General features: G+C 71.1%; 14 protein-coding genes and 2 pseudogenes. 8 read left to right on the top strand and 8 right to left on the bottom strand.

All coding sequences use genetic code 11. The features are described from left to right. Nucleotides 1-50: 50 nt before the first annotated feature. Entirely contained in the window at nucleotides 51-503 is a 453-nt protein-coding gene (locus BLW57_RS19005; RefSeq protein ID WP_093476015.1) for an Lrp/AsnC family transcriptional regulator, read from the top strand. A 70-nt stretch (nucleotides 504-573) separates the two neighbouring features. Then, nucleotides 574-975 carry a hypothetical protein gene (locus BLW57_RS19000; protein ID WP_093476013.1) on the top strand — a complete coding sequence of 134 codons (402 nt, stop codon included), beginning with the start codon at nucleotides 574-576 and terminating at the stop codon, nucleotides 973-975. 141 nt (nucleotides 976-1116) lie between these two features. Here the strand turns inward: BLW57_RS19000 and BLW57_RS18995 are convergent, their stop codons facing one another. Continuing rightward, on the bottom strand, nucleotides 1117-2481 hold the full coding sequence (locus tag BLW57_RS18995) for an alkaline phosphatase (protein ID WP_093476012.1): 1365 nt from the start codon (nucleotides 2479-2481) through the stop codon (nucleotides 1117-1119). A 155-nt stretch (nucleotides 2482-2636) separates the two neighbouring features. Between BLW57_RS18995 and BLW57_RS18990 the strand changes: the two are divergent. The 3 genes and pseudogenes from BLW57_RS18990 to BLW57_RS18980 all read left to right on the top strand — a co-directional run. Then, nucleotides 2637-2951, top strand: a pseudogene (locus BLW57_RS18990) (EamA family transporter); the annotation flags it as partial. Between the two features lie 20 nt (nucleotides 2952-2971). Further along, entirely contained in the window at nucleotides 2972-3619 is a 648-nt protein-coding gene (locus BLW57_RS18985; protein WP_093476010.1) for an FMN-binding negative transcriptional regulator, read from the top strand. A gap of 76 nt (nucleotides 3620-3695) precedes the next feature. Continuing rightward, entirely contained in the window at nucleotides 3696-4403 is a 708-nt protein-coding gene (locus BLW57_RS18980) for a B3/B4 domain-containing protein (protein WP_093476009.1), read from the top strand. Nucleotides 4404-4502: 99 nt separating this feature from the next. Here the strand turns inward: BLW57_RS18980 and BLW57_RS18975 are convergent, their stop codons facing one another. The 3 genes from BLW57_RS18975 to BLW57_RS18965 all read right to left on the bottom strand — a co-directional run bounded on the left by BLW57_RS18975 (nucleotide 4503) and on the right by BLW57_RS18965 (nucleotide 7413). Further along, nucleotides 4503-4769: a hypothetical protein gene (locus BLW57_RS18975; protein WP_093476007.1), complete on the bottom strand. Its 267-nt coding sequence runs from the start codon at nucleotides 4767-4769 to the stop codon at nucleotides 4503-4505. Between the two features lie 264 nt (nucleotides 4770-5033). Beyond that, entirely contained in the window at nucleotides 5034-5483 is a 450-nt protein-coding gene (locus BLW57_RS18970; RefSeq protein ID WP_256339524.1) for a lamin tail domain-containing protein, read from the bottom strand. 469 nt (nucleotides 5484-5952) lie between these two features. Continuing rightward, nucleotides 5953-7413 carry an FG-GAP-like repeat-containing protein gene (locus BLW57_RS18965; protein ID WP_093476004.1) on the bottom strand — a complete coding sequence of 487 codons (1461 nt, stop codon included), beginning with the start codon at nucleotides 7411-7413 and terminating at the stop codon, nucleotides 5953-5955. Between the two features lie 216 nt (nucleotides 7414-7629). On the opposite strand from BLW57_RS18965, the gene BLW57_RS18960 reads away from it, so the two are divergent. From BLW57_RS18960 to BLW57_RS18950, 3 genes are read left to right on the top strand one after another with little or no spacing between them, the layout of a single operon-like run. Further along, nucleotides 7630-7995 carry a hypothetical protein gene (locus BLW57_RS18960; RefSeq protein ID WP_073887779.1) on the top strand — a complete coding sequence of 122 codons (366 nt, stop codon included), beginning with the start codon at nucleotides 7630-7632 and terminating at the stop codon, nucleotides 7993-7995. Between the two features lie 34 nt (nucleotides 7996-8029). Then, the gene (locus BLW57_RS18955) at nucleotides 8030-12268 is read left to right on the top strand and encodes a DUF6531 domain-containing protein (RefSeq protein WP_093476003.1); all 4239 of its coding nucleotides are present in this window, start codon (nucleotides 8030-8032) and stop codon (nucleotides 12266-12268) included. Then, on the top strand, nucleotides 12265-12723 hold the full coding sequence (locus BLW57_RS18950) for a hypothetical protein (RefSeq protein ID WP_093476001.1): 459 nt from the start codon (nucleotides 12265-12267) through the stop codon (nucleotides 12721-12723). Before BLW57_RS18955 ends, BLW57_RS18950 begins: the two co-directional genes overlap by 4 nt. Nucleotides 12724-13477: 754 nt before the next feature. Here the strand turns inward: BLW57_RS18950 and BLW57_RS18945 are convergent. From BLW57_RS18945 to BLW57_RS18930, 4 genes and pseudogenes are all read right to left on the bottom strand, one after another. Next, nucleotides 13478-14073 (bottom strand): annotated as a pseudogene (locus tag BLW57_RS18945) (RNA polymerase sigma factor). 431 nt (nucleotides 14074-14504) lie between these two features. Further along, nucleotides 14505-15026: an allene oxide cyclase barrel-like domain-containing protein gene (locus BLW57_RS18940; RefSeq protein WP_093476000.1), complete on the bottom strand. Its 522-nt coding sequence runs from the start codon at nucleotides 15024-15026 to the stop codon at nucleotides 14505-14507. 459 nt (nucleotides 15027-15485) lie between these two features. Continuing rightward, nucleotides 15486-16637 (bottom strand): HTTM domain-containing protein, encoded by a 1152-nt coding sequence (locus BLW57_RS18935; protein ID WP_107450023.1) that lies wholly within the window; start codon nucleotides 16635-16637, stop codon nucleotides 15486-15488. Beyond that, complete coding sequence (locus BLW57_RS18930) at nucleotides 16624-17220, bottom strand: DUF5819 family protein (protein WP_306822936.1); 597 nt, start codon at nucleotides 17218-17220, stop codon at nucleotides 16624-16626. Before BLW57_RS18930 ends, BLW57_RS18935 begins: the two co-directional genes overlap by 14 nt. Between the last annotated feature and the right edge of the window lie 75 nt (nucleotides 17221-17295).

Raw genomic sequence — 17295 nt, 5'->3', positions numbered from 1 at the left:
GATCCCTAGACTGGGTACGGTTATCGCAGGATTCTGCCGAATGGGGTGCGATGGATCACATCGACCGCGCTCTGCTGGCCCGCCTCCAGCAGGACGCCACCCAGTCCTACGCGGCCCTGGGACAGGCCGTCGGCCTCTCCGCCGGCGCCGCCCACGACCGGGTGCGCAAACTGCGGGAGCGCGGAGCGATCCGGCGTACGGCGGCCGAGGTGGACCCGGCGGCGGTCGGGGCCGGGGTCCTGGCCTACGTCACGGTCGACTCGACGGCCTGGCTGGGTGACTCCGGTGAGAGCTTCGCCGCGCTCCCCGAGATCCTGGAGGCGCACGTCGTCGCGGGCAGCGCGGCCGTGCTGCTCAAGGTGCGGGCGGCCAGCACCGGCCACCTCCAGGACGTCCTGCGCCGCGTCTACGCCATCGACGGTGTCGGCGCGACCCGGGCGACCGTGGTCCTGGACACCTTCTTCGAACGCCCGGTGTCCCCGACGGCCCCACCGCCGGCGTAGTGCGGGTACTCGGGTCGAGCTGAGTACGCGCACTCTGCCCGCCGACCGCTTCCGCCGGGAGCCTGGTGCCATGACCCAAGGACTCCGCAACCCCCTGTTCCCCCTGCTGTCGTTCCTCGTGCCGGCCGTCGCCGCGCTCGCGATGTGGGCGGCCTGGCTGGGCTGGGACCAGCACCGCGATGTACGGCCCGACGGCACGGAGAGCGGCCCGTACGCGGCGTGGCAGGTGATCGGGCTGCTGCTGACCCTGCTGCCGGCCGTGTACTGGGCGGCTTCCCGGCACGGCGCCGCGGGCGCCGTGCTCGGCACCACGGCCGGACTGACCGGCGCCGCGTACTACGACTGGTCGGACGACTCCAGCGGCCTCTACGTGATCGGCGTGGGACTGGTCATGCTGGGCAGTCTCGCCGCGACCGCGGTCGTCTGCGCCCTGGTCGGGGCGGCCGGCCGCGGTAGGGGCGGCAGGCCGTGAGAGCGCCGGCGGGACGGGCGCGCGAAAGAGCGTGCCGCCGCCGGGCGACACGCTCTTTCGCGATGTGCGACGTGCGACGTGCGATGTGCGAGGGGAGCGGGTGGGGAACGGTGGCGGCCGTCCCGCCGCCCGCTCGCGGGATCAGCGCAGGCGCAGCGCCTCGCGGATCGTGGCGAAGAGGTCGGTCTGGTTGGTGACACCGAGGACGCGGTACGCCTGCGGGCCCTGGGCGGCGATGCGGACCTGGGTTCCGGTGTGCTCCTGGGACTGACCCGGGGTGTTGGTCGAGTAGTTGACCTTCAGCTGCTGACCCTCGTCGGTGACGAGCGTGGAGGACAGGCCGGGCGGGGTGGCCTCCAGCGGGACGATCTGGCTGGTGTGGGCGTGGTCGGCGGTGGTGACGACCAGGGTGTCGGGGTGCTTGGCCGCGTAGGCGCGGGCGACCTTCACCGCGCGGTCGAAGGCCGCGGTCTCGCCGATCTGGCCGCAGGGGTCGGCGGCGTGGTCCTGCTTGTCGATCGAGGCACCCTCGATCTGCAGGAAGAAGCCCTGCTTGGAGTGGGTCCGCTGCTGCTTGGCCTCCAGCAGCTGGATCGCCTTGGTGGCGGAGTCCGCGAGGCTCGGGGTCGTCGAGGGGCGGTTCGGGTTGGAGGTCACGCACCGCTGCGGGTCCGTGCCGCCGACGGCCGCGGCCTTGCCGGTCCACTCCACCGGGACGTTGCCGGAGGCGAGCAGGCCGAGCACCGGCTTGCCGTTCTTCACGCCCTTCAGGCCCGCCTTGTCGGTGACGACCTGGTAGCCGAGCTTCTTCGCCTGCTCGGTGACCGTGAGGCCCTTGTACTTGCCGTCGGTGACCTTCTGGTCGAAGCGCTGCTTGCCGCCGCCGATGAGGACGTCGACCTTGTGCTTGACGGACTGCTCGGCGATGGAGCCGGGGCCGCCGGCCGCGATCGTGTCGGTGGGGCATTTGGCCATGTCGGCCGGGCCCTGGCAGGAGCGGTCGGTGGCGTGGGAGGCGAGCACGGCCGGGGTGGCGTCGGTGAGTTCGGCGGTGGTGACGCTGCCGGTGGCGTAGCCCTTCTTCTGGGCCAGCTCCAGCAGGGTCGGGACGGCCTTGTCGGTGCCGGGCGTCTTGGAGATGCGGCCGTTGACCGTCTTCACGCCGGTGGCCCAGCCGGTGCCGCTGGCGGCGGAGTCGGTGACGTAGTCCGGGGTGCCGTCGGCGTGCACCGCGTAGGTGGTGTAGGCGCCGGTGAGCGGGAACTTGTCCATGTTCAGGCGGCCGTTGGCGCCGACCGTGTAGTCGCGGGCGAGGGTGATCTCCGAGTCGCCCATGCCGTCACCGATGAGCAGGATGACGTTCTTCGCCTTGCCGTCCTTGATCGCGGCCTTGGCCTGCTGTGCGTTGTCGAACGCACCGGCGGCGGACGTGACGGCCACGGCGGCCGTGGTCGCGGCGACGAGGGCGGTGGCGACCGTGAGGTGACGGCGGGTGGGTCTGGGCATGGATACGTCTCCTTGAGGCGTCCGACGTGCGGATGCGGCGTTCAACGTCCGTCAGATCACCATGTGTTGACAAAGGAGAGGTAAACGGCTGGTCGTCCTGATCTAGCCGGGACATGACACGAGGGAGGCCGTGCGCTCCGGCGGCCCCGGCAGAGCCCCTGATCGTGGGCCGGGCGGTCTCCTCGGCCGTCACCCTGGCCGCGGCGGGGCTCATGCGCCGCCGGCTGGGCCCGGAGCGGCCCGCCCACGCGATGTCGGCGGCGGCCGGCGTCCTGGACTCCGTCGCCAACCTGCTGTTCCTGTTCGCCGCCCGCAGCGGGGACCTCACCGTCGTCGCCGTGATCACCGCCCTGTACCCGGCGGGCACGGTCCTCCTCGCCCGCGGCGTGCTCGCCGAGCGCATCCACCGCGGCCAGCTCGCCGGACTCGGCACCGCCGCCGTCGCCGTCGGCCTGCTCGCCCTGACCTGACCACCACGAAGGAGCACGGCATGCTGATCCACCCCTGGGATGCCGCCCTCGACGACGCCGAGTGGCAGAGCTGGATCGCCGAAGGCCACGACTTCGGACTGCTCGTCGTCAACGGCCTGCCCGGACAGCCGCCCGCCGCCGTCCCCACCCACTTCGCGCGCGACGGACGCGACCTCCTGGTCCACCTCGCCCGGCCCAACCCCGTCTGGCACGCGATCGAGCACGACCCGAACGTCGTCCTCACCGTGACGGGTGACTACGCCTTCATCCCCGGCCCCTGGCGCGCCCCGGCCGGCACGCCGCCCCACGACGGCGTCCCCACCAGCTACTACACGGCCGTCCAGTTCGTCTGCCGCGCCGGCATCGTCGACGCCCCCGAGGCCAAGGCCGAGTTGCTGCGCCGCCAGCTCGCCCACTTCCAGCCGGACGGCGGCCACGCCCCCGTCGCCGTGGACCGGCCGCCGTACGGCCGCATGCTGTCCGGCATCCGCGGCCTGCGCCTGGAAGTCGCCGAGGTACGGGCCAAGTTCAAGTACGACGACCACAAGCCCGTGGAACACCGCACGGCGGTCGCCGACCGGCTCACCGCCCGGGCCGAGGGCCTGGACCCGGCCACGGCCCGCCACCAGCGCAACCGCCTGGACCGCATGGGCCCGTGGCAGCCCTGACCCTCGACTCGCGCTGGGCTCGCCCCTTCACGGCCGCCCGCCCGTCCGTACCGACGCAGGAAACGGAATCCCGCCCATGCCCGCCTTCCGCATCGCCCCCGCCGTCGCGGCGGCCTTCCCCGACGCTCTCATCGCCCTCGTCACGGCCACCGGCCTGCGCGGACACGAACCCTGGCCGCACACCGCCACCGCCCTGGACGAACTGGAGCAGCGGCTCGCCGACGGCTCCTGGCAGCCTGCCGACGAGACCGACCCGCGCATCGAGGCCTGGCACACCGCCTACCGCTCCTTCGGCACCAACCCCCGACGCGTCCGCCCCAGCGTGGACGCGCTCGGCCGCCGCCTCGCCAAGAAGGGCGCCATGCCGCGCATCAACCCGGCCGTCGACTCCTACAACACCGTCTCCGTACGCCACGGCCTGCCCGCCGGCGCCTTCGACCTCGACCGGGTCACCGGTGACGTCGAGATCCGGTACGCGGACGGGACCGAGTCCTTCACCCCGCTCGGCGAGCCCGGCACCGTGGAGACCCCCAAGCCCGGCGAGGTCGTCTACGCCGACACCACCGGCGTCCTCACCCGCCACTGGAACCACCGCGACGCCCACCGCACCCGCGTCACGGAGGACTCCGCGCACGTCACCTTCGTACTCGAAACCCTCCACGCCGGCCGGGACGGCGACCTCCTCGAGGTCGCGGCGGACGAACTCCAGAGCCTCCTCGCCCCGCACGCCGGCCGGACCACCGTGCACTACCTGAACGGGGCCCGGCCGGAGGCCACCGTCTGAGACGCGGCGACCGGGACGAACGGGCCCACGGTTCCGACCGGTTCGGATGCCGTGGGCCCGTGTCGCCCGGAGCGGCGTGGGACGGACGCGCGCAGGCAGTCAGTTGCGGCAGCCGGCTACCACCGTCGGGGCGCAGTTGGCGGGCGTGTTGCCGTGGATGGTCAGAGGCCGGTTGACCTGGAGCGACGAGGTCAGGACGTACCGGCACCCCGGTGTCAGCTCCAGGACGGGACCGGCGCCGGGATTGGCGACGGCGGCGACCAGGGCCGTGGTACTGCACGGCACCGTGGTCTGCGCGGAGGCGGGCGACGCGGTGGCCAGCACGGTGCCGGCGACGACGACGGATATGGCGGGGGAGACGTACATCAGGACGCGACGCTGCGTCGTGTGCTCCCTCGGACGGTGCGGGACGGTTTCCGCACAGCCAGTCCGATTCCTGCAGGCGCAAGGTCCTTCGCCGTTTCATGCCCCACGTCATCCGAATGCGCCGACATGGTGCACGCCTCTCTCCCCGAGGGCGGCTCCCGGCACACGCGTGCGGCGGGGCGTGGCACTCGCCCGGGAGAGTGCCACGCCCCGCCGGTCACCGGGAACGCGTCTCAGCGTTCACCGGTGCGGGGACAGGGACGGTCAGTGGTGACCCCGGTGGTGGCGGCCCCAGGAGGCGTCGTCGACGAAGCGGCCGTGGTCGTTGCGCAGGGTCGCCGTGTCGGAGCGGTCCCAGACGGACTTGCGCCGGTCCTGGAACACGTCGGTGCGGCTGTCGCGACCGAAGCCGGTGTGGACGCGGACGGTGGAGCGGCCGGCCAGCCGGTAGTGGTGGAAGGTGTAGGTGTGCCCGTCCTCGTCCGCCAGGGTCCAGCCGTCGAGGTTGACCGCGCGGCGCGAGCCGTTGCTGATGTCCACCCACTCCTTGTTCAGGTTGCGGTTGAAGCGGGCGTCGCGTCCCGGCGCGTCGTACTGCACGCCGCTGATGTAGACCTCGCTGTGGTGCGGGCGGCCCGGGTGGTGGTCGGCGGCCGATGCCGGCAGGGCCACGGCCCCGACGGCCGCGGCCGCCACGGCTGCGACAGCGGTCATACGACGCACGGATGCGGAAACGGTCACGAGGATCCCCCTACAGGAGTCCATGGCACCCCCCTTGCCAACCCACGGGCGTAGAAACGCCGCAGGTCGGCGGTGGTGCGTGGTGCGATCGGCGGCCGGCTGGCCGCGCACTCACACTCTGCAAGGCGGGCGCCCGGCTTGTGGGGGAGATGTGCGTGCCATTACGGGTTCAACATATTTCTGTGACTCTCCGCTGCAACGTCCATGTATGAGTGCAACAAGAGAAAATGAACTTTTGTCAGGAAAGTTTCCGCGCCGTCACTGGCCCGCGTGGCGTGCGGCACCCGTCGGCCGCTCCGCCTCTCCGGCAGGCGTCACCTGAAAGTGAGTAACAGCGGCCCGCGCGCCGGAACGGACTAGTCCGTTCCGGCGTCCGGCCTGCGCGGACACGGCGAAGGGCCCGGTGCGACGTGCGCACCGGGCCCTTCGAGCGGTGTGGCGGTTACCGGCCGCCGAGGTGTCTGCCGTACGCGAGCGCGCTCTTCGGGGAGGGCAGGCGCAGCTTGGCGGGCGTGAAGGCGGAGGCGCTGTCGGCGCTCGCCCGGGGCAGCAGCCACACGCCGCCGGAACCGGCGTTCTCACCGGGGGAGCCGACCGCCAGGTCCGGCCTGCCGTCGTGGTCGTAGTCGCCGGTGGCGAGGGCCGTACCGAAGGCGTCGCCGGCCTCCGCGATCCCCGGCACGTGCGGAGTGTCCTGCTGGAGACCGACGGAGCGTGCCCCGCCCGAGGCGTCGAGGAGGCCGGTCGGGCCGCCGAACAGGAGGGTCGCGGCGCCCGCGCCCGCACGGGTGCGGATCGCCTCGCCGGGCGCGCCGGCGATCAGGTCGTCGCGGCCGTCGTGGTCGACGTCGGCGACGGCGAGGGCGGCACCGAAGTGGTCACCGGTCTCGGCGATGCCCGCCACGCCGGTCGTGTCCTGGTTGAGGGTCTGCCGGCGGTGTCCGAAGTTGCCGGGCACGGCGTCGCCGTAGTGGACGTGGACGCCGCCGCCCTTGGCCAGTTCCTCCGGGCCGCACGGGTCGTCGATGTTCTCGTCGGCGATCTCCCGGCACTCGCCGAGGGCCAGGTCGTCATGACCGTCGCCGTCGAAGTTGCCCGCGGCGAGGGCGGAGACGCCGGCGTTGTCGGTGTTCCAGGTGTTCGCCATGGCCTGCTCGGCCGCGTCCCAGGCCCACAGGCGTACGTGCGACTGGGTGAACGGGGTCTTCGTCCAGTACCCGACCGCGAGGTCCGCTGCGCCGTCCCCGGTGAAGTCGCCGGTGGCGAGTATGGGGGCGTGACCGCCCATGGGGGCGGCGACGACGGTGGTGACCATGCTGTCCTCGCCCTGGGCGACCCGGGCGACGACCTTGTCCTTGCCGCCGATCACGATCTCCTTGTTGCCGTCACCGGTGAGATCGGCCGCGGTGACCGACAGCCCGTACGCCGCCGACGCCGACGGACCGTCGAGGACGACGGACCCCGAGCCCGGGGCGTTCCTGCCACCGCCCACCGCGAGGACCATGCCCACGTCCTTGCCGCGGCCGGTGATGTCCTCACCCGGGACGCCGACCAGGAGCTCCGCGCTGCCGTTGCCGTTCAGGTCCACCAGGGCGACGGACGCGCCGAAGCGGTCGCCCGCCTCCGGGGTGCCGGGCACCTCGGGGGTGGACTGGCTGACACGGATGCTGCCGTGGGCGCCGATCCCCTTCGGCCCGCCCCAGACGATGTTGACGTAACCGGCCTTCGCCCTGCCGCCGACGGCACCGTCGGGCACCCCGACGGCGAGGTCCGCGTACCCGTCACCGTTGAAGTCCCCGGCGGTCGGCGCGGGAACGGCGGCCGAGGCCGGGAGGGCCGTCCCCCCGATGACCACGGCGACGACGCCGGCAGCTGTGGCGTACGTCCGTATCCGTCTGCGCACGGGGGCTCCAAGGTGTTCGAGATGTCCAAGCCGACGAGTTCACCTGTGTGACATCCGGAGGCCATGGAGGGTTGTGCGGCACACTGGTCCGCGCCGGCATCGATGCGCCCCCCTCCGCGTCGGCGCATTACCTGCGCATGTCTTCGTCATGACCTTTCCTTGATCCGTCTCCCCTAGGGTCGGAAGCCGCAGTTGCGAACGGGGGAGACGACAGCGATGGGTGACGGCAAGGTCCCCGGCAAGGTGCTGGACATCAAGACCGCGGACATCAAGGCGGCGGCACCGGCCTTCCATCAGGGAGCCATCGATCTGAGCAAGGCGCTGACCACGCTCATCCAGACTCTGGACGGCCTGGGTGAGCCCTGGGGCCATGACGAGCAGGGCGACAAGTTCGGCAACGCCTACAAACCGCAGCAGAAGAAGATCGAGAGTGCGGCGGGCATCCTGGTGCTCGGGCTGACGAGCATTCACGAGGCCATGGTCGACATGGCGGACGGAACCGTGGACAACGACCAGCTCATCGCCGGCATGTTCACCGAAGTGAAGATCGACAAGCAGAGCGACGGTACCGGTGAGCATTGAGGACACAGCCCGCCACATTCTCTTGAAGCTGGGCATGTGGTGGCCCGAGGCCGACTCCGGCAAACTGCGCGCGGCGGCGAAGGCCTGGAACGCCTTCGCCGATTCGGTGGACGACGTCCGTTCCCCCGTGCACCGCAGCGCCTCCTCGATCATCCACCACAACACCGGTGAGGCGATCGAGGCGTTCGACAAGTTCTGGGGCCGCTACGCCAAGGACCAGGACGGCGGCTGGCTGAGCGACCTCGCCAAGTCCTCACGGGAGATGGCCAACGCGCTCGACAAGTTCGCCGACGCCATCGACGACGCCATCAACAGACTCTGGACGCAGATCGGCATCGACGCCGCGGTGATCGCCGGTGGGGTGACCCTGGCCTTCTTCACCGCGGGCCTCGCCTCCGGGGCCGCCGTGGCAGCGGCGGACGCGGTGATCGAGTTCGGCGCCACCATGGGCGTCGCCGTCACCACGACGGTGGCCGAGATCGCCGCGGGCACCCTCGTCGCCGCCGCGTTCGGCGGGGTCGAATCGGTCGCTGTCGACCTCGCCGTGGCCCAGCCGCTGAAGATGGCGACCGGCCTGCAGCACGGCTTCAGCCTGGACGAGGTCAACCAGGCCGCCAAGGACGGCATGATCTTCGGCGGCGCGCTCGGAGCGGGCGGCGGCCTGCTGAAGGCGAGCATGGAGGGTGGGCTCAGCAACACCACCCCGTTGCTGCTGCGTCCGCCGACGCTCCGCCCCGACCTGGTCGAGCTGGGCCCGGCAGCGCGCAACGCCGAACGCACCCCTTGCGTGGGCGAGCCGATCGACGTGGCTACCGGTGCGATGCTGATGACCCAGACGGACCTGTCCCTGCCGGGCAGCCTGCCCCTGGAATTCACCCGCACCCACCTCTCCTCGTACCGCGGGGGCGTGTGCTTCGGCCCGACCTGGACATCTCCTCTGGACGAGTGCCTCCAGATCGACGGGGAGGGCGTCGTCTTCGCCGCGGCGGACGGCATGCGCCTGGTGTACCCGGTGCCGGAGCCGGGCGTACCCGCGATGCCGGTGAAGGGCGCCCGGTGGCCGTTGGAATGGGACGGCAAGCCGGACAGCGCGATGACGGTCACGGATCCGGCGACGGGGGTGGTCCGCACCTTCGCCGCCCCGGTCCCGTCCCCCACCTTCGGCGTGTTCCACCTGGCCCTCGACGCCTGGACCGACCGCAACGGCAACCGCATCGACATCGAACGCGACGACGACGGAGTCCCGTTCGGCCTCCGCCACTCCGGCGGGTACTACGTCGCCGTCGACACCCGGGGCCCGCGCGTCACGGCCCTGCGCCTCCTGGACGAGCCGCCCTCCCGCTACCGTCCGGACGCCGAGCCCGACGAGGGTACCGTCGTGATGCGCTACGGCTACGACGCTTCCGGCAACCTCACCGAGGTCATCAACTCCAGCGGCGAGCCGCTGCGCTTCGCCTACGACACGGAGGGCCGCGTCACCCGCTGGACGGACCGCAACGGCACCTGGTTCTCCTACGTCTACGACGACAGCGGCCGGGTCGTCCGCACCGAAGGCGTCGACGGCATCCTCTCCGGGACGCTCACGTACGACGAGGCGGCACGTACGACGACGTACACCGACTCCCAGGGCCGCACCTCGGTCCACCGGTACAACGCCGAGGGCCTGGTGGTGGAGGAGTCGGACCCGCTCGGTCACGTCACCCTCACCGAGTGGGACGAGTACGGCTTCCAGCCCGTGGCGATCACCGGTCCGACGGGCCACACCACCCGGTACGCCTACGACGACACCGGCAATGTCACCGAACTCGTCCTGCCGGACGGGTCGGAGGCACGGGCGGCGTACAACGCTCTCGGCCTGCCGACCGAGGTCGTCGAACCGGGCGGCGCTCTCTGGCGGCACACGTACGACGAGCGAGGCAACCTGCTGACGACCGTCGACCCGCTCGGCGCCGAGAACCGCTACGCGTACGACGACGCCGGCAGGCCCACGACGATCACCGACGCCCTCGGCCACACCCGCACGGCGACGTACGACGCGACGGGTCTGCCCCTCTCCCTGACGGACGAACTGGGGCACACGACCACGGTCCGCCGCGACGCCTTCGGCCGGGTCGTCGAGGTGACCGACCCCCTCGGCCACACCACCCGGCTGGGGTGGACGACGGAGGGCAAGCCCGCCTGGCGCGAACACCCCGACGGCAGCCGGGAGTCCTGGACCTGGGATCCCGAGGGCGGCCTGCTCACCCACACGGATCCCGCAGGCAACACCACCCACCACACGACGGGCCACTTCGGCGTGCCGGTCACCCGCACGGACCCGGACGGAGCGCGGTACGAGTTCGTCCACGACACCGAGTTGCGTCTGACGGCCGTCACGAACCCGCAGGGCCTGACCTGGTCGTACACCTACGACGAAGCAGGCCGGCCGACCACCGAGACGGACTTCAACGGCCGCACGCTCGCCTACACGCACGACGCCGAGGGGCGACTGGCCGGCCGCACCAACGGTGCCGGGGAAGCGCTGCGCTTCACCAGGGACCAGCTCGGGCGGGTCGTGGAGCAGCGCTCGGCGGCGGGCGCCGTGACGATGTTCGCCTACGGCGCCGACGGCGAACTGTGCCGTGCGGCGAACGCGGACGCCGAAGTCGTCTACGAGCGGGACGCGCTCGGCAGGGTCCTGTCGGAGACCGTCAACGGCCGCAGGACCACCTATGCCCACGATGCCGCCGGCCGCCGCATCCGACGGGTGACCCCGTCCGGGTGGGCCTCGGAGTGGACCTACGATCCGGCAGGCCGCCCGCTGGCCCTGCGGTCGTCCGCGGGTGCGCTGGACTTCGCCCACGACGCGGCCGGTCGCGAGACCCGACGAAGCCTCGGTGCGGAGGTGTCACTGGCACAGCGCTGGAGCGCGACGGGGCTGCTGACCGGGCAGAGCCTGACAGCCACCCAGGACAGGCTCCTGCAGCACCGGACGTACGCCCACCGGGCCGACGGTCAGGTGACCGAGATCCGGGAGCTGACGTCCGGCACCCGCCGCTTCGACCTGGACGGCATGGGCCGGGTCACCGGCGTCCGCGCCCACGGCTGGAGCGAGACCTACGCGTACGATCCGGCGGGCAACCTCGTGCACGCCACCTCGCCGAACCATGAGGCGGGCGGTGCACGCCGGTTCGACGGCACGCTCGTCCGCACGGCGGGCCGCACCTCGTACGAGTACGACGCGGAAGGCCGCCTGACCCGCAGGACCCGCAAGCTCCTGAACGGCCAGACGCGCGTGTGGAGTTACGCGTGGAACGCCGAGGACCGTCTCACGGATGTGATCGCCCCGGACGGCGACCACTGGCGATACACGTACGATCCGCTCGGCCGACGGCTCTCCAAGCAGCGCGTGGCCGACGACGGCACGGTGACCGGCCGTACGGACTACGCCTGGGACGACCTGAGCCTGGCCGAGCGGACCACGTCCGACGGCTGGGTCACCACCTGGGACTACGCGCCGGACGGTGCCCGTCCGGTCGCCCAGACGAGCCACAGAGCGTCCACGGCCGCCGCCCATACGTCGTTCCTGGCGCAGTTGGCGGAGGAGTCGGACCCGGAGCGAGAGGCCCGGTTCCACGCAATCGTCACCGACGCGGTGGGCACGCCCACGGAACTGGTCACCACGACGGGAGAACTGGTCTGGCAGCGCCGTACCAGCCTGTGGGGCACCGGCTTCCCCGCGCCGGAGGGAACCTCGTCGCCGGTGGACTGTCCGCTGCGTTTTCCGGGCCAGTACGCCGACCCGGAGTCGGGCCTGCACTACAACCTGCACCGGTACTACGACCCGGAGACCTCGCGGTACATCAGCGCCGATCCACTGGGTCTCGTCCCCGCTCCCGACCACCACGCCTACGTTCCGAACCCGCTGAGCTGGAGCGATCCGCTCGGTCTCGCCGGAAAGGGGCCCTCGGGACCGAAGAACCCCCTGGACTTCGGCCAGGGTTACACGGGCCGGCGCGACATCTTCCCCGTGGGCAACAAGGGAAGGGACGTGGAGATCCACGTCTACGACAAGGCCGGGCGTGAGGTCGGGCTGTACAACAGCCAGGGCTGGTTCAATAAGCACGGCATCAAAGCCTCGGAAGTCTCGGTGCCGCCAGGCGTGGAGAACGCGATCAAGGGCCGGATGATCTACGAGCTGCGCAAGGTCGGCCGCATCCAACCCAAGGGGACCGAGGACATCACAGGGGAAAAATGGAGGCGCCCGCCTCTCGCCGCGGAAGGTTGCAAATGAAGTACGTCACGGCGGTCTGGGACGACGGCGGGTTCGACGTGGACCCGAGTGCCTATCTGGCCGAGCTGCCGCGTCTGCGCGCCGACCTGCCTCCGGGCGCCGCGTCCTTCGCCACCGACCCCGGCCACTACGACCTCGCGGGCGCCGGCCGCTGCGTGAAGGACCTGGAGCTGGCCGGAGTCCATCTCGCCACCGACAAGAGCGGCGGGCTGGTCCTGGACTTCGCGCCCAACCGGTTCAAGCACGATGCCGGTCTGCGCATCAGCTACTCGGGCGTGACGCACTTTTCCATCGACTACGAACACTCGATCGACTGGATGAGCGTCGACACCGTGCTCCTCGACGAGATCCTTCCCACCGAGAACGGCGGCTGCCGGCACGAGATCGCGCTCACCGACGCGACGGTCACCGTCCAGTGCGAGGACCTGCAAGCCGTGTGGGGGGACGCGAGCTGAGGACGACCCCGCGCCGCCCCGGCAAGGGCAGGCGCAGGTCCACCGACTCTCCCGCTTCGGCCTCCGGGGCATGACAGAGGGCCTGGCGTGCTGCACCGCGGCGGGATGGGCTGGGACTCGAACAGCACACTCAGCGCACGCATGTCGTGCTCCCCCTCGGACTCGGGGTCGCCCTTCCCGGACGGGTAGTAGGCGCGGACCTTCTTCAGCACGGCGGCCGGGTCGTCCGGCAGCTCGGCGAGGAAGCGGAGCCGTTCGCGCATGGAGCGGTCGTCGCCCTCCTTGCCGTTCTCGAAGCGCGGGTCCGCGTACCGCGCCCAGTGCTCCTGGGGCTCCGGCTCCGGCTCGGGCTGGGCGGCGGCACTCTTGGGCCAGACTCCGGGACTGGCCGAGAGCTTCTTCTCGTAGACCCACTGGCCCGCGTGCGGCGTGGGCGGCGGATCAGCCCGCTCCACCGTGGATGCGGCCTGCTCCAGCACCTCCTTCACCGAACCCGGCACCGTCCGCGGCGCAGCCGGCAACGTGCGCTCCGCACCACTGTGACCGCCCCCTCCTAGGCCGGAGGCCAGCACGGCCACCGCGGTGAGCGCGGCGGCGGCACCGACCGCTGCAAGCCGCCAGTCGGCCCGCAGCCTGCGCCCCCGGCCGCGCCTCGCGGCGCTGCTCAGCCGGTCCCGCCCCTCGGCGAGCTGTGCCCGGTCGGGCTTCGGCGCCCCGGCCCGGAACGCGCGTACGTCCTTCATCTCGTCCACGCTCACGGCTGGACCACCTCCGCCACTTCGCCCAGAAACGCCGGGGCGGCACCCAGCGCGGCCCGTACCTTGCGGCGGGCCCGGTTGAGCCGGGACCGTACGGTCCCGACGGGTATGCCGAGCGCCTCGGCGACCTCCTGGTAGGTCAGGTCGGCCCAGGCCACGAGCAGCAGCACATGCCGGTCGGCGGCGGACAGCGCGGCGAGCGCGTCCGCGAGCGGGGCGCGGTCGGCGACCAGGTCCGCGGTGTCCTCGACCCAGCCGGCCGCGACGGGGTCCTGGCCGGTCCTGGCCAGCGCCCGCAGACCGCGTACTTCCTTCCGGCGCTGCTTGCCGATGAGGTGCGCGGCGATCCCGTACAGCCAGGGCCGGGCACTGGCCCGCGAGGCGTCGTAGCGGGCACGCACCCGGAACGCGGTCAGGAACGTGTCGGCCGTGACGTCGTCCGCCGCGTGGTCGCCGAGGCGCCGGGCCGCGTACCGGTGGATGTCGGGTGCGTACCGGAGAGCCGGGCGAACAGCTCCGGATGTTCCAGGGACTGCGCGATGACATGGTCGTCGCGCTCATCGCCGGGGTCGAGCGCCGGTGGTCCGGTCACGGGTCCTCCGTCAGCGGGTGGGGTCGAGCGTGTCACCCGTTGTTCCCCGCTGCCTGGCGAAGAGTTCACGGCCGCACAGGACTTTCTCAGGGAGCGGGCGCGACTTTACGGGATCGGCCGCGCCGGCATCTCCCGTGCGTACCCGGCGTCGTACACCCCGCCCGTGAAGGGCGTCGGACAGCTCCAGGCACCACTCGGTGCGAGTTCGTCGGCGAGGTACGAGCGCCGGGTCATGGAAGGAGCCGCGCGCCGCGACAACCTTCGCGAACCCCTCATTGGCCTGGTGAGTCGACGGCTCCTTCGTCCTTGTGCGTCGTGGCCGTGTTCTGCTCAGATCCTTGAGGTGGTTGCGGCGTCGCCGGTGGGACCGATCGAGCTGGTGGGCCGTGCGGTGGACGGCCCAGCCTTCTCGTCGGGCGGGGGCAGAGCAGTCAGCGGTCGAGGTCGATCGTGAAGCGCCTCTTGCCCGTACCGATCGTGTCGGCGTGGACCTGGCCGCGAGCCTGGTCGAATTCCCCGGTGCCGCCGGTGATGCCGTTGTCGAACGACGGGGGAGGGAGCGTCGGGCGGCCATTGGTGAGGATGCCGAAGACCATCCCCTGTACGGAGATCTGGCCGCCCGGGAGGTTGTAGGTCACGACGCACTCCTCCGCTCCACCGTTCTCGACCGTGGTGGTGGTGCAGGTGCCGTCCGTTTCGCCGACCTGGTTTCTGTCGTCCTTGTCGAAGAGGAGCGAGCGGAAGACGGTCCGGTCGCCCTGGGCGGGGCTGCCGTCGGAGTTGACGGGGAAGCGAGTCTGCTGCACGAGGTGGCCGATGAGTGTGATGACCCGGTCTCCGCCCTTGGCGTGGGCGGAATCGGTGTCCGTCGCGGCGGACGCGACAGGGGCGCAGGCGAGAAGGGCGACCAGCGCAGTGGCCGTGCCGAGGCGGGCTGCTCTGATGGGGCGCATCGTGTGGCTCCTGAGGGTCGATGCTCGTGGATGGTCCGGTGACGCATTCTTAACCGCGGCTCTGCCGCCGCCCGGAGCGTCCCGGCGTGACCCACCGGAAGATCCGACCAGTCGGACCAACCCGGAACGAGAGACGGCCCGCCCGACCGCGCACTACGGAGATCGCGATCTCCAGCTGGAGTGCTAGGGGAAGGCGTGAGGCGCCAGAGGGGCGCACAGAGGAGCGCTGCCGATCACTCTGGGAAGCTCCGCCGGTCGCGGGCGCGGTGGTTGCTGTACACCGCTGCTGTACTGCAACTCCGCTGCTGCCAGACCTTTGTCAGTGCCCGCTGTTGGCTTGCCGGGTGGAGAGAGACCGGTCGGAGAACCTTCGAGGTCCGCGGTCAAGTGGGGTGGACACAAAGGTCCCCAGGAGCCACCTCGGGACGATGTTGCAGGCCGCAGGCCCCCCTCATCAGATCAGACGGCCGGTCCCGACTGCGGAGGTACCAGTGCAGCATCTGCGGGGGTCCGAGTCCGCGCCCTCCTGATGCCAGCCCCCAGGACAGCACGCCGCGACAGCTGTCCCAGGTAGCGGTAGAAGCGGTCCGGAAGGAACACGGCGTCCGCGACGATCATCGCGCCCGAGAAGAGCGGCAGGCCCAGGAACACCGCGATACCCACGTGCATGCCCAGCAGCATCGTCAGGACGGGGTACTTGAGCCTGCCGAACAGGACGAACGGGAAGGCCACCTGCAACAGCACCGTCAGGTAGCAGGTGAGGGCGATCAGTACGTCGTGTTCGTCCGCCATGGCGGAGAGCTCGGGCCAGGGCTGGAACAGGTCGAGACTCAGGGCGTAATGGAGGGCGGTGCCGTTGCCCCACGAGGCGCCCTGCACCTTGTACAGGCCCGCGGATCCGTAGAGGAAGCAGACCTGGGCGGCGATGACGAGCATGCCGCAGTTGTGCAGCACGGTGATCACGGTCAGGCGCGCGTCACGGAGGTGGCGTCGCAGCTCGCCGGATGCCTGGTCCAGCGGAAGCCGGACTGCCTTGCCGTCGGATGCGCGGAGCCGGGCCCGGCGCGCGTCGAGGGACCAGCGTCGGCCGCATGAGGTGACGACGAGGTAGAGGGCCATGAGGAGGATGAGGTTGTCCCCTCCGTCCGTCATGAAGATCGCCCTGGCGTGGAACGACGTCACTACGACCGCGAAGAGCACCGACACCGCTCTGGTCCGCCAGCCCAGCATGAACAGTGTGGAGGTGACGACGGCTGCCGCGTAGCAGATCTCGAAGTAAGTCCGGCTGTCGGACAGGGTGAGGACGCTGGCCCACCCGGTCTGGTCGAAGAGCTGCTTGGCCAGGGTCGGCGTCCACGGTGAACCGGGACCCCAGATCTCGTCGCGGTGAGGAAACTCGCGCAGCAAGAAAGCGAAGTAGAGGAACCCGTACCCGATGCGCAGAACCGCGGCGGCGTAAAGGGAGATCGGCTGCTCCAGCAGGAGGGTGAGGAGCGTAGCGATACGGGCCGGCATTCGCTGCTGGGTGTGTGCGCTCGTCCGCTCGGTGTCGTGTCCGGGGCGCCCCGGCGGCGTTGCCGGGGCCGCCGTTGTCTGCTCAGCCTTCTGCATGCCGGGCCACCTTCCACCAAGGCAGGTAACGGGTGTCGGCGGGCCGCGGTGCGGCCGTGCCGGGACCGGGACCGCCCGCTGCGGGCGGGGCGGCGACAGGCAGGGTGATCACCCGCAGCTGGATGGACTCGAAGGTGCTGTGGCGATGGGCGGCGAGGCGCTCCGCTGCGATGTTGCGCAGGTATCGCTGGATCATCAGAGCGCGTTGTGAGCGCGGATGGTCGTCGCCGCCGTGTGTTTCGACGTAGGAAGTCCAGGCCCGGCGCAGCATGTTCTGTGCCGTGTGGCTCGGGAAGGGATCGTGTTCCACTGCGGCTGTGTCGACGGCGGTCAGGTCGAACCAGCCGCTGACCCGGGTGGTGCCGTCAGGGGCGGTGTGCATGGTCCTTGCCGAAATCTGCCGGTTGACGGACTCCGGGTCGGGGGCGAAGAGCCGCCAGTTCTGCTCGAACAACGGGAAGACCCAGGCGTTGATCTGCCGGCTGTACTGCCGGGAAACGGGATTGGGTGGTGCCACCTGCAGGAACACCAGGAGCACATGTACCAGGGCCGCTGCCAGACACAGGATCACGGCGACATGCACTCCGGCCTTCAGAGCGACGGGCGGCTCCGAAGACGCTTGGAACGCGGTCGGTCTCCCGCCCTCGCTCAGTACGGC

This window comes from Streptomyces sp. 1222.5 (assembly GCF_900105245.1).
Classification (GTDB): Bacteria; Actinomycetota; Actinomycetes; order Streptomycetales; family Streptomycetaceae; genus Streptomyces; species Streptomyces albidocamelliae.
Note: the sequence above shows the minus strand (reverse complement) of the source record. Positions and strands in the feature narration are given on the sequence as shown.

Bases quoted from the DNA above. Each gene is read 5' to 3' on its own strand.
- BLW57_RS18940 (WP_093476000.1), bottom strand. From the start codon at position 15,026: ATGCGCCCCATCAGAGCAGCCCGCCTCGGCACGGCCACTGCGCTGGTC.
- BLW57_RS18970 (WP_256339524.1), bottom strand. From the start codon at position 5,483: ATGACCGCTGTCGCAGCCGTGGCGGCCGCGGCCGTCGGGGCCGTGGCC.
- BLW57_RS18955 (WP_093476003.1), top strand. From the start codon at position 8,030: ATGTGGTGGCCCGAGGCCGACTCCGGCAAACTGCGCGCGGCGGCGAAG.
- BLW57_RS19000 (WP_093476013.1), top strand. From the start codon at position 574: ATGACCCAAGGACTCCGCAACCCCCTGTTCCCCCTGCTGTCGTTCCTC.
- BLW57_RS18975 (WP_093476007.1), bottom strand. From the start codon at position 4,769: ATGTACGTCTCCCCCGCCATATCCGTCGTCGTCGCCGGCACCGTGCTG.
- BLW57_RS18950 (WP_093476001.1), top strand. From the start codon at position 12,265: ATGAAGTACGTCACGGCGGTCTGGGACGACGGCGGGTTCGACGTGGAC.
- BLW57_RS18980 (WP_093476009.1), top strand. From the start codon at position 3,696: ATGCCCGCCTTCCGCATCGCCCCCGCCGTCGCGGCGGCCTTCCCCGAC.
- BLW57_RS18935 (WP_107450023.1), bottom strand. From the start codon at position 16,637: ATGCAGAAGGCTGAGCAGACAACGGCGGCCCCGGCAACGCCGCCGGGG.
- BLW57_RS18985 (WP_093476010.1), top strand. From the start codon at position 2,972: ATGCTGATCCACCCCTGGGATGCCGCCCTCGACGACGCCGAGTGGCAG.
- BLW57_RS18960 (WP_073887779.1), top strand. From the start codon at position 7,630: ATGGGTGACGGCAAGGTCCCCGGCAAGGTGCTGGACATCAAGACCGCG.
- BLW57_RS18995 (WP_093476012.1), bottom strand. From the start codon at position 2,481: ATGCCCAGACCCACCCGCCGTCACCTCACGGTCGCCACCGCCCTCGTC.
- BLW57_RS19005 (WP_093476015.1), top strand. From the start codon at position 51: ATGGATCACATCGACCGCGCTCTGCTGGCCCGCCTCCAGCAGGACGCC.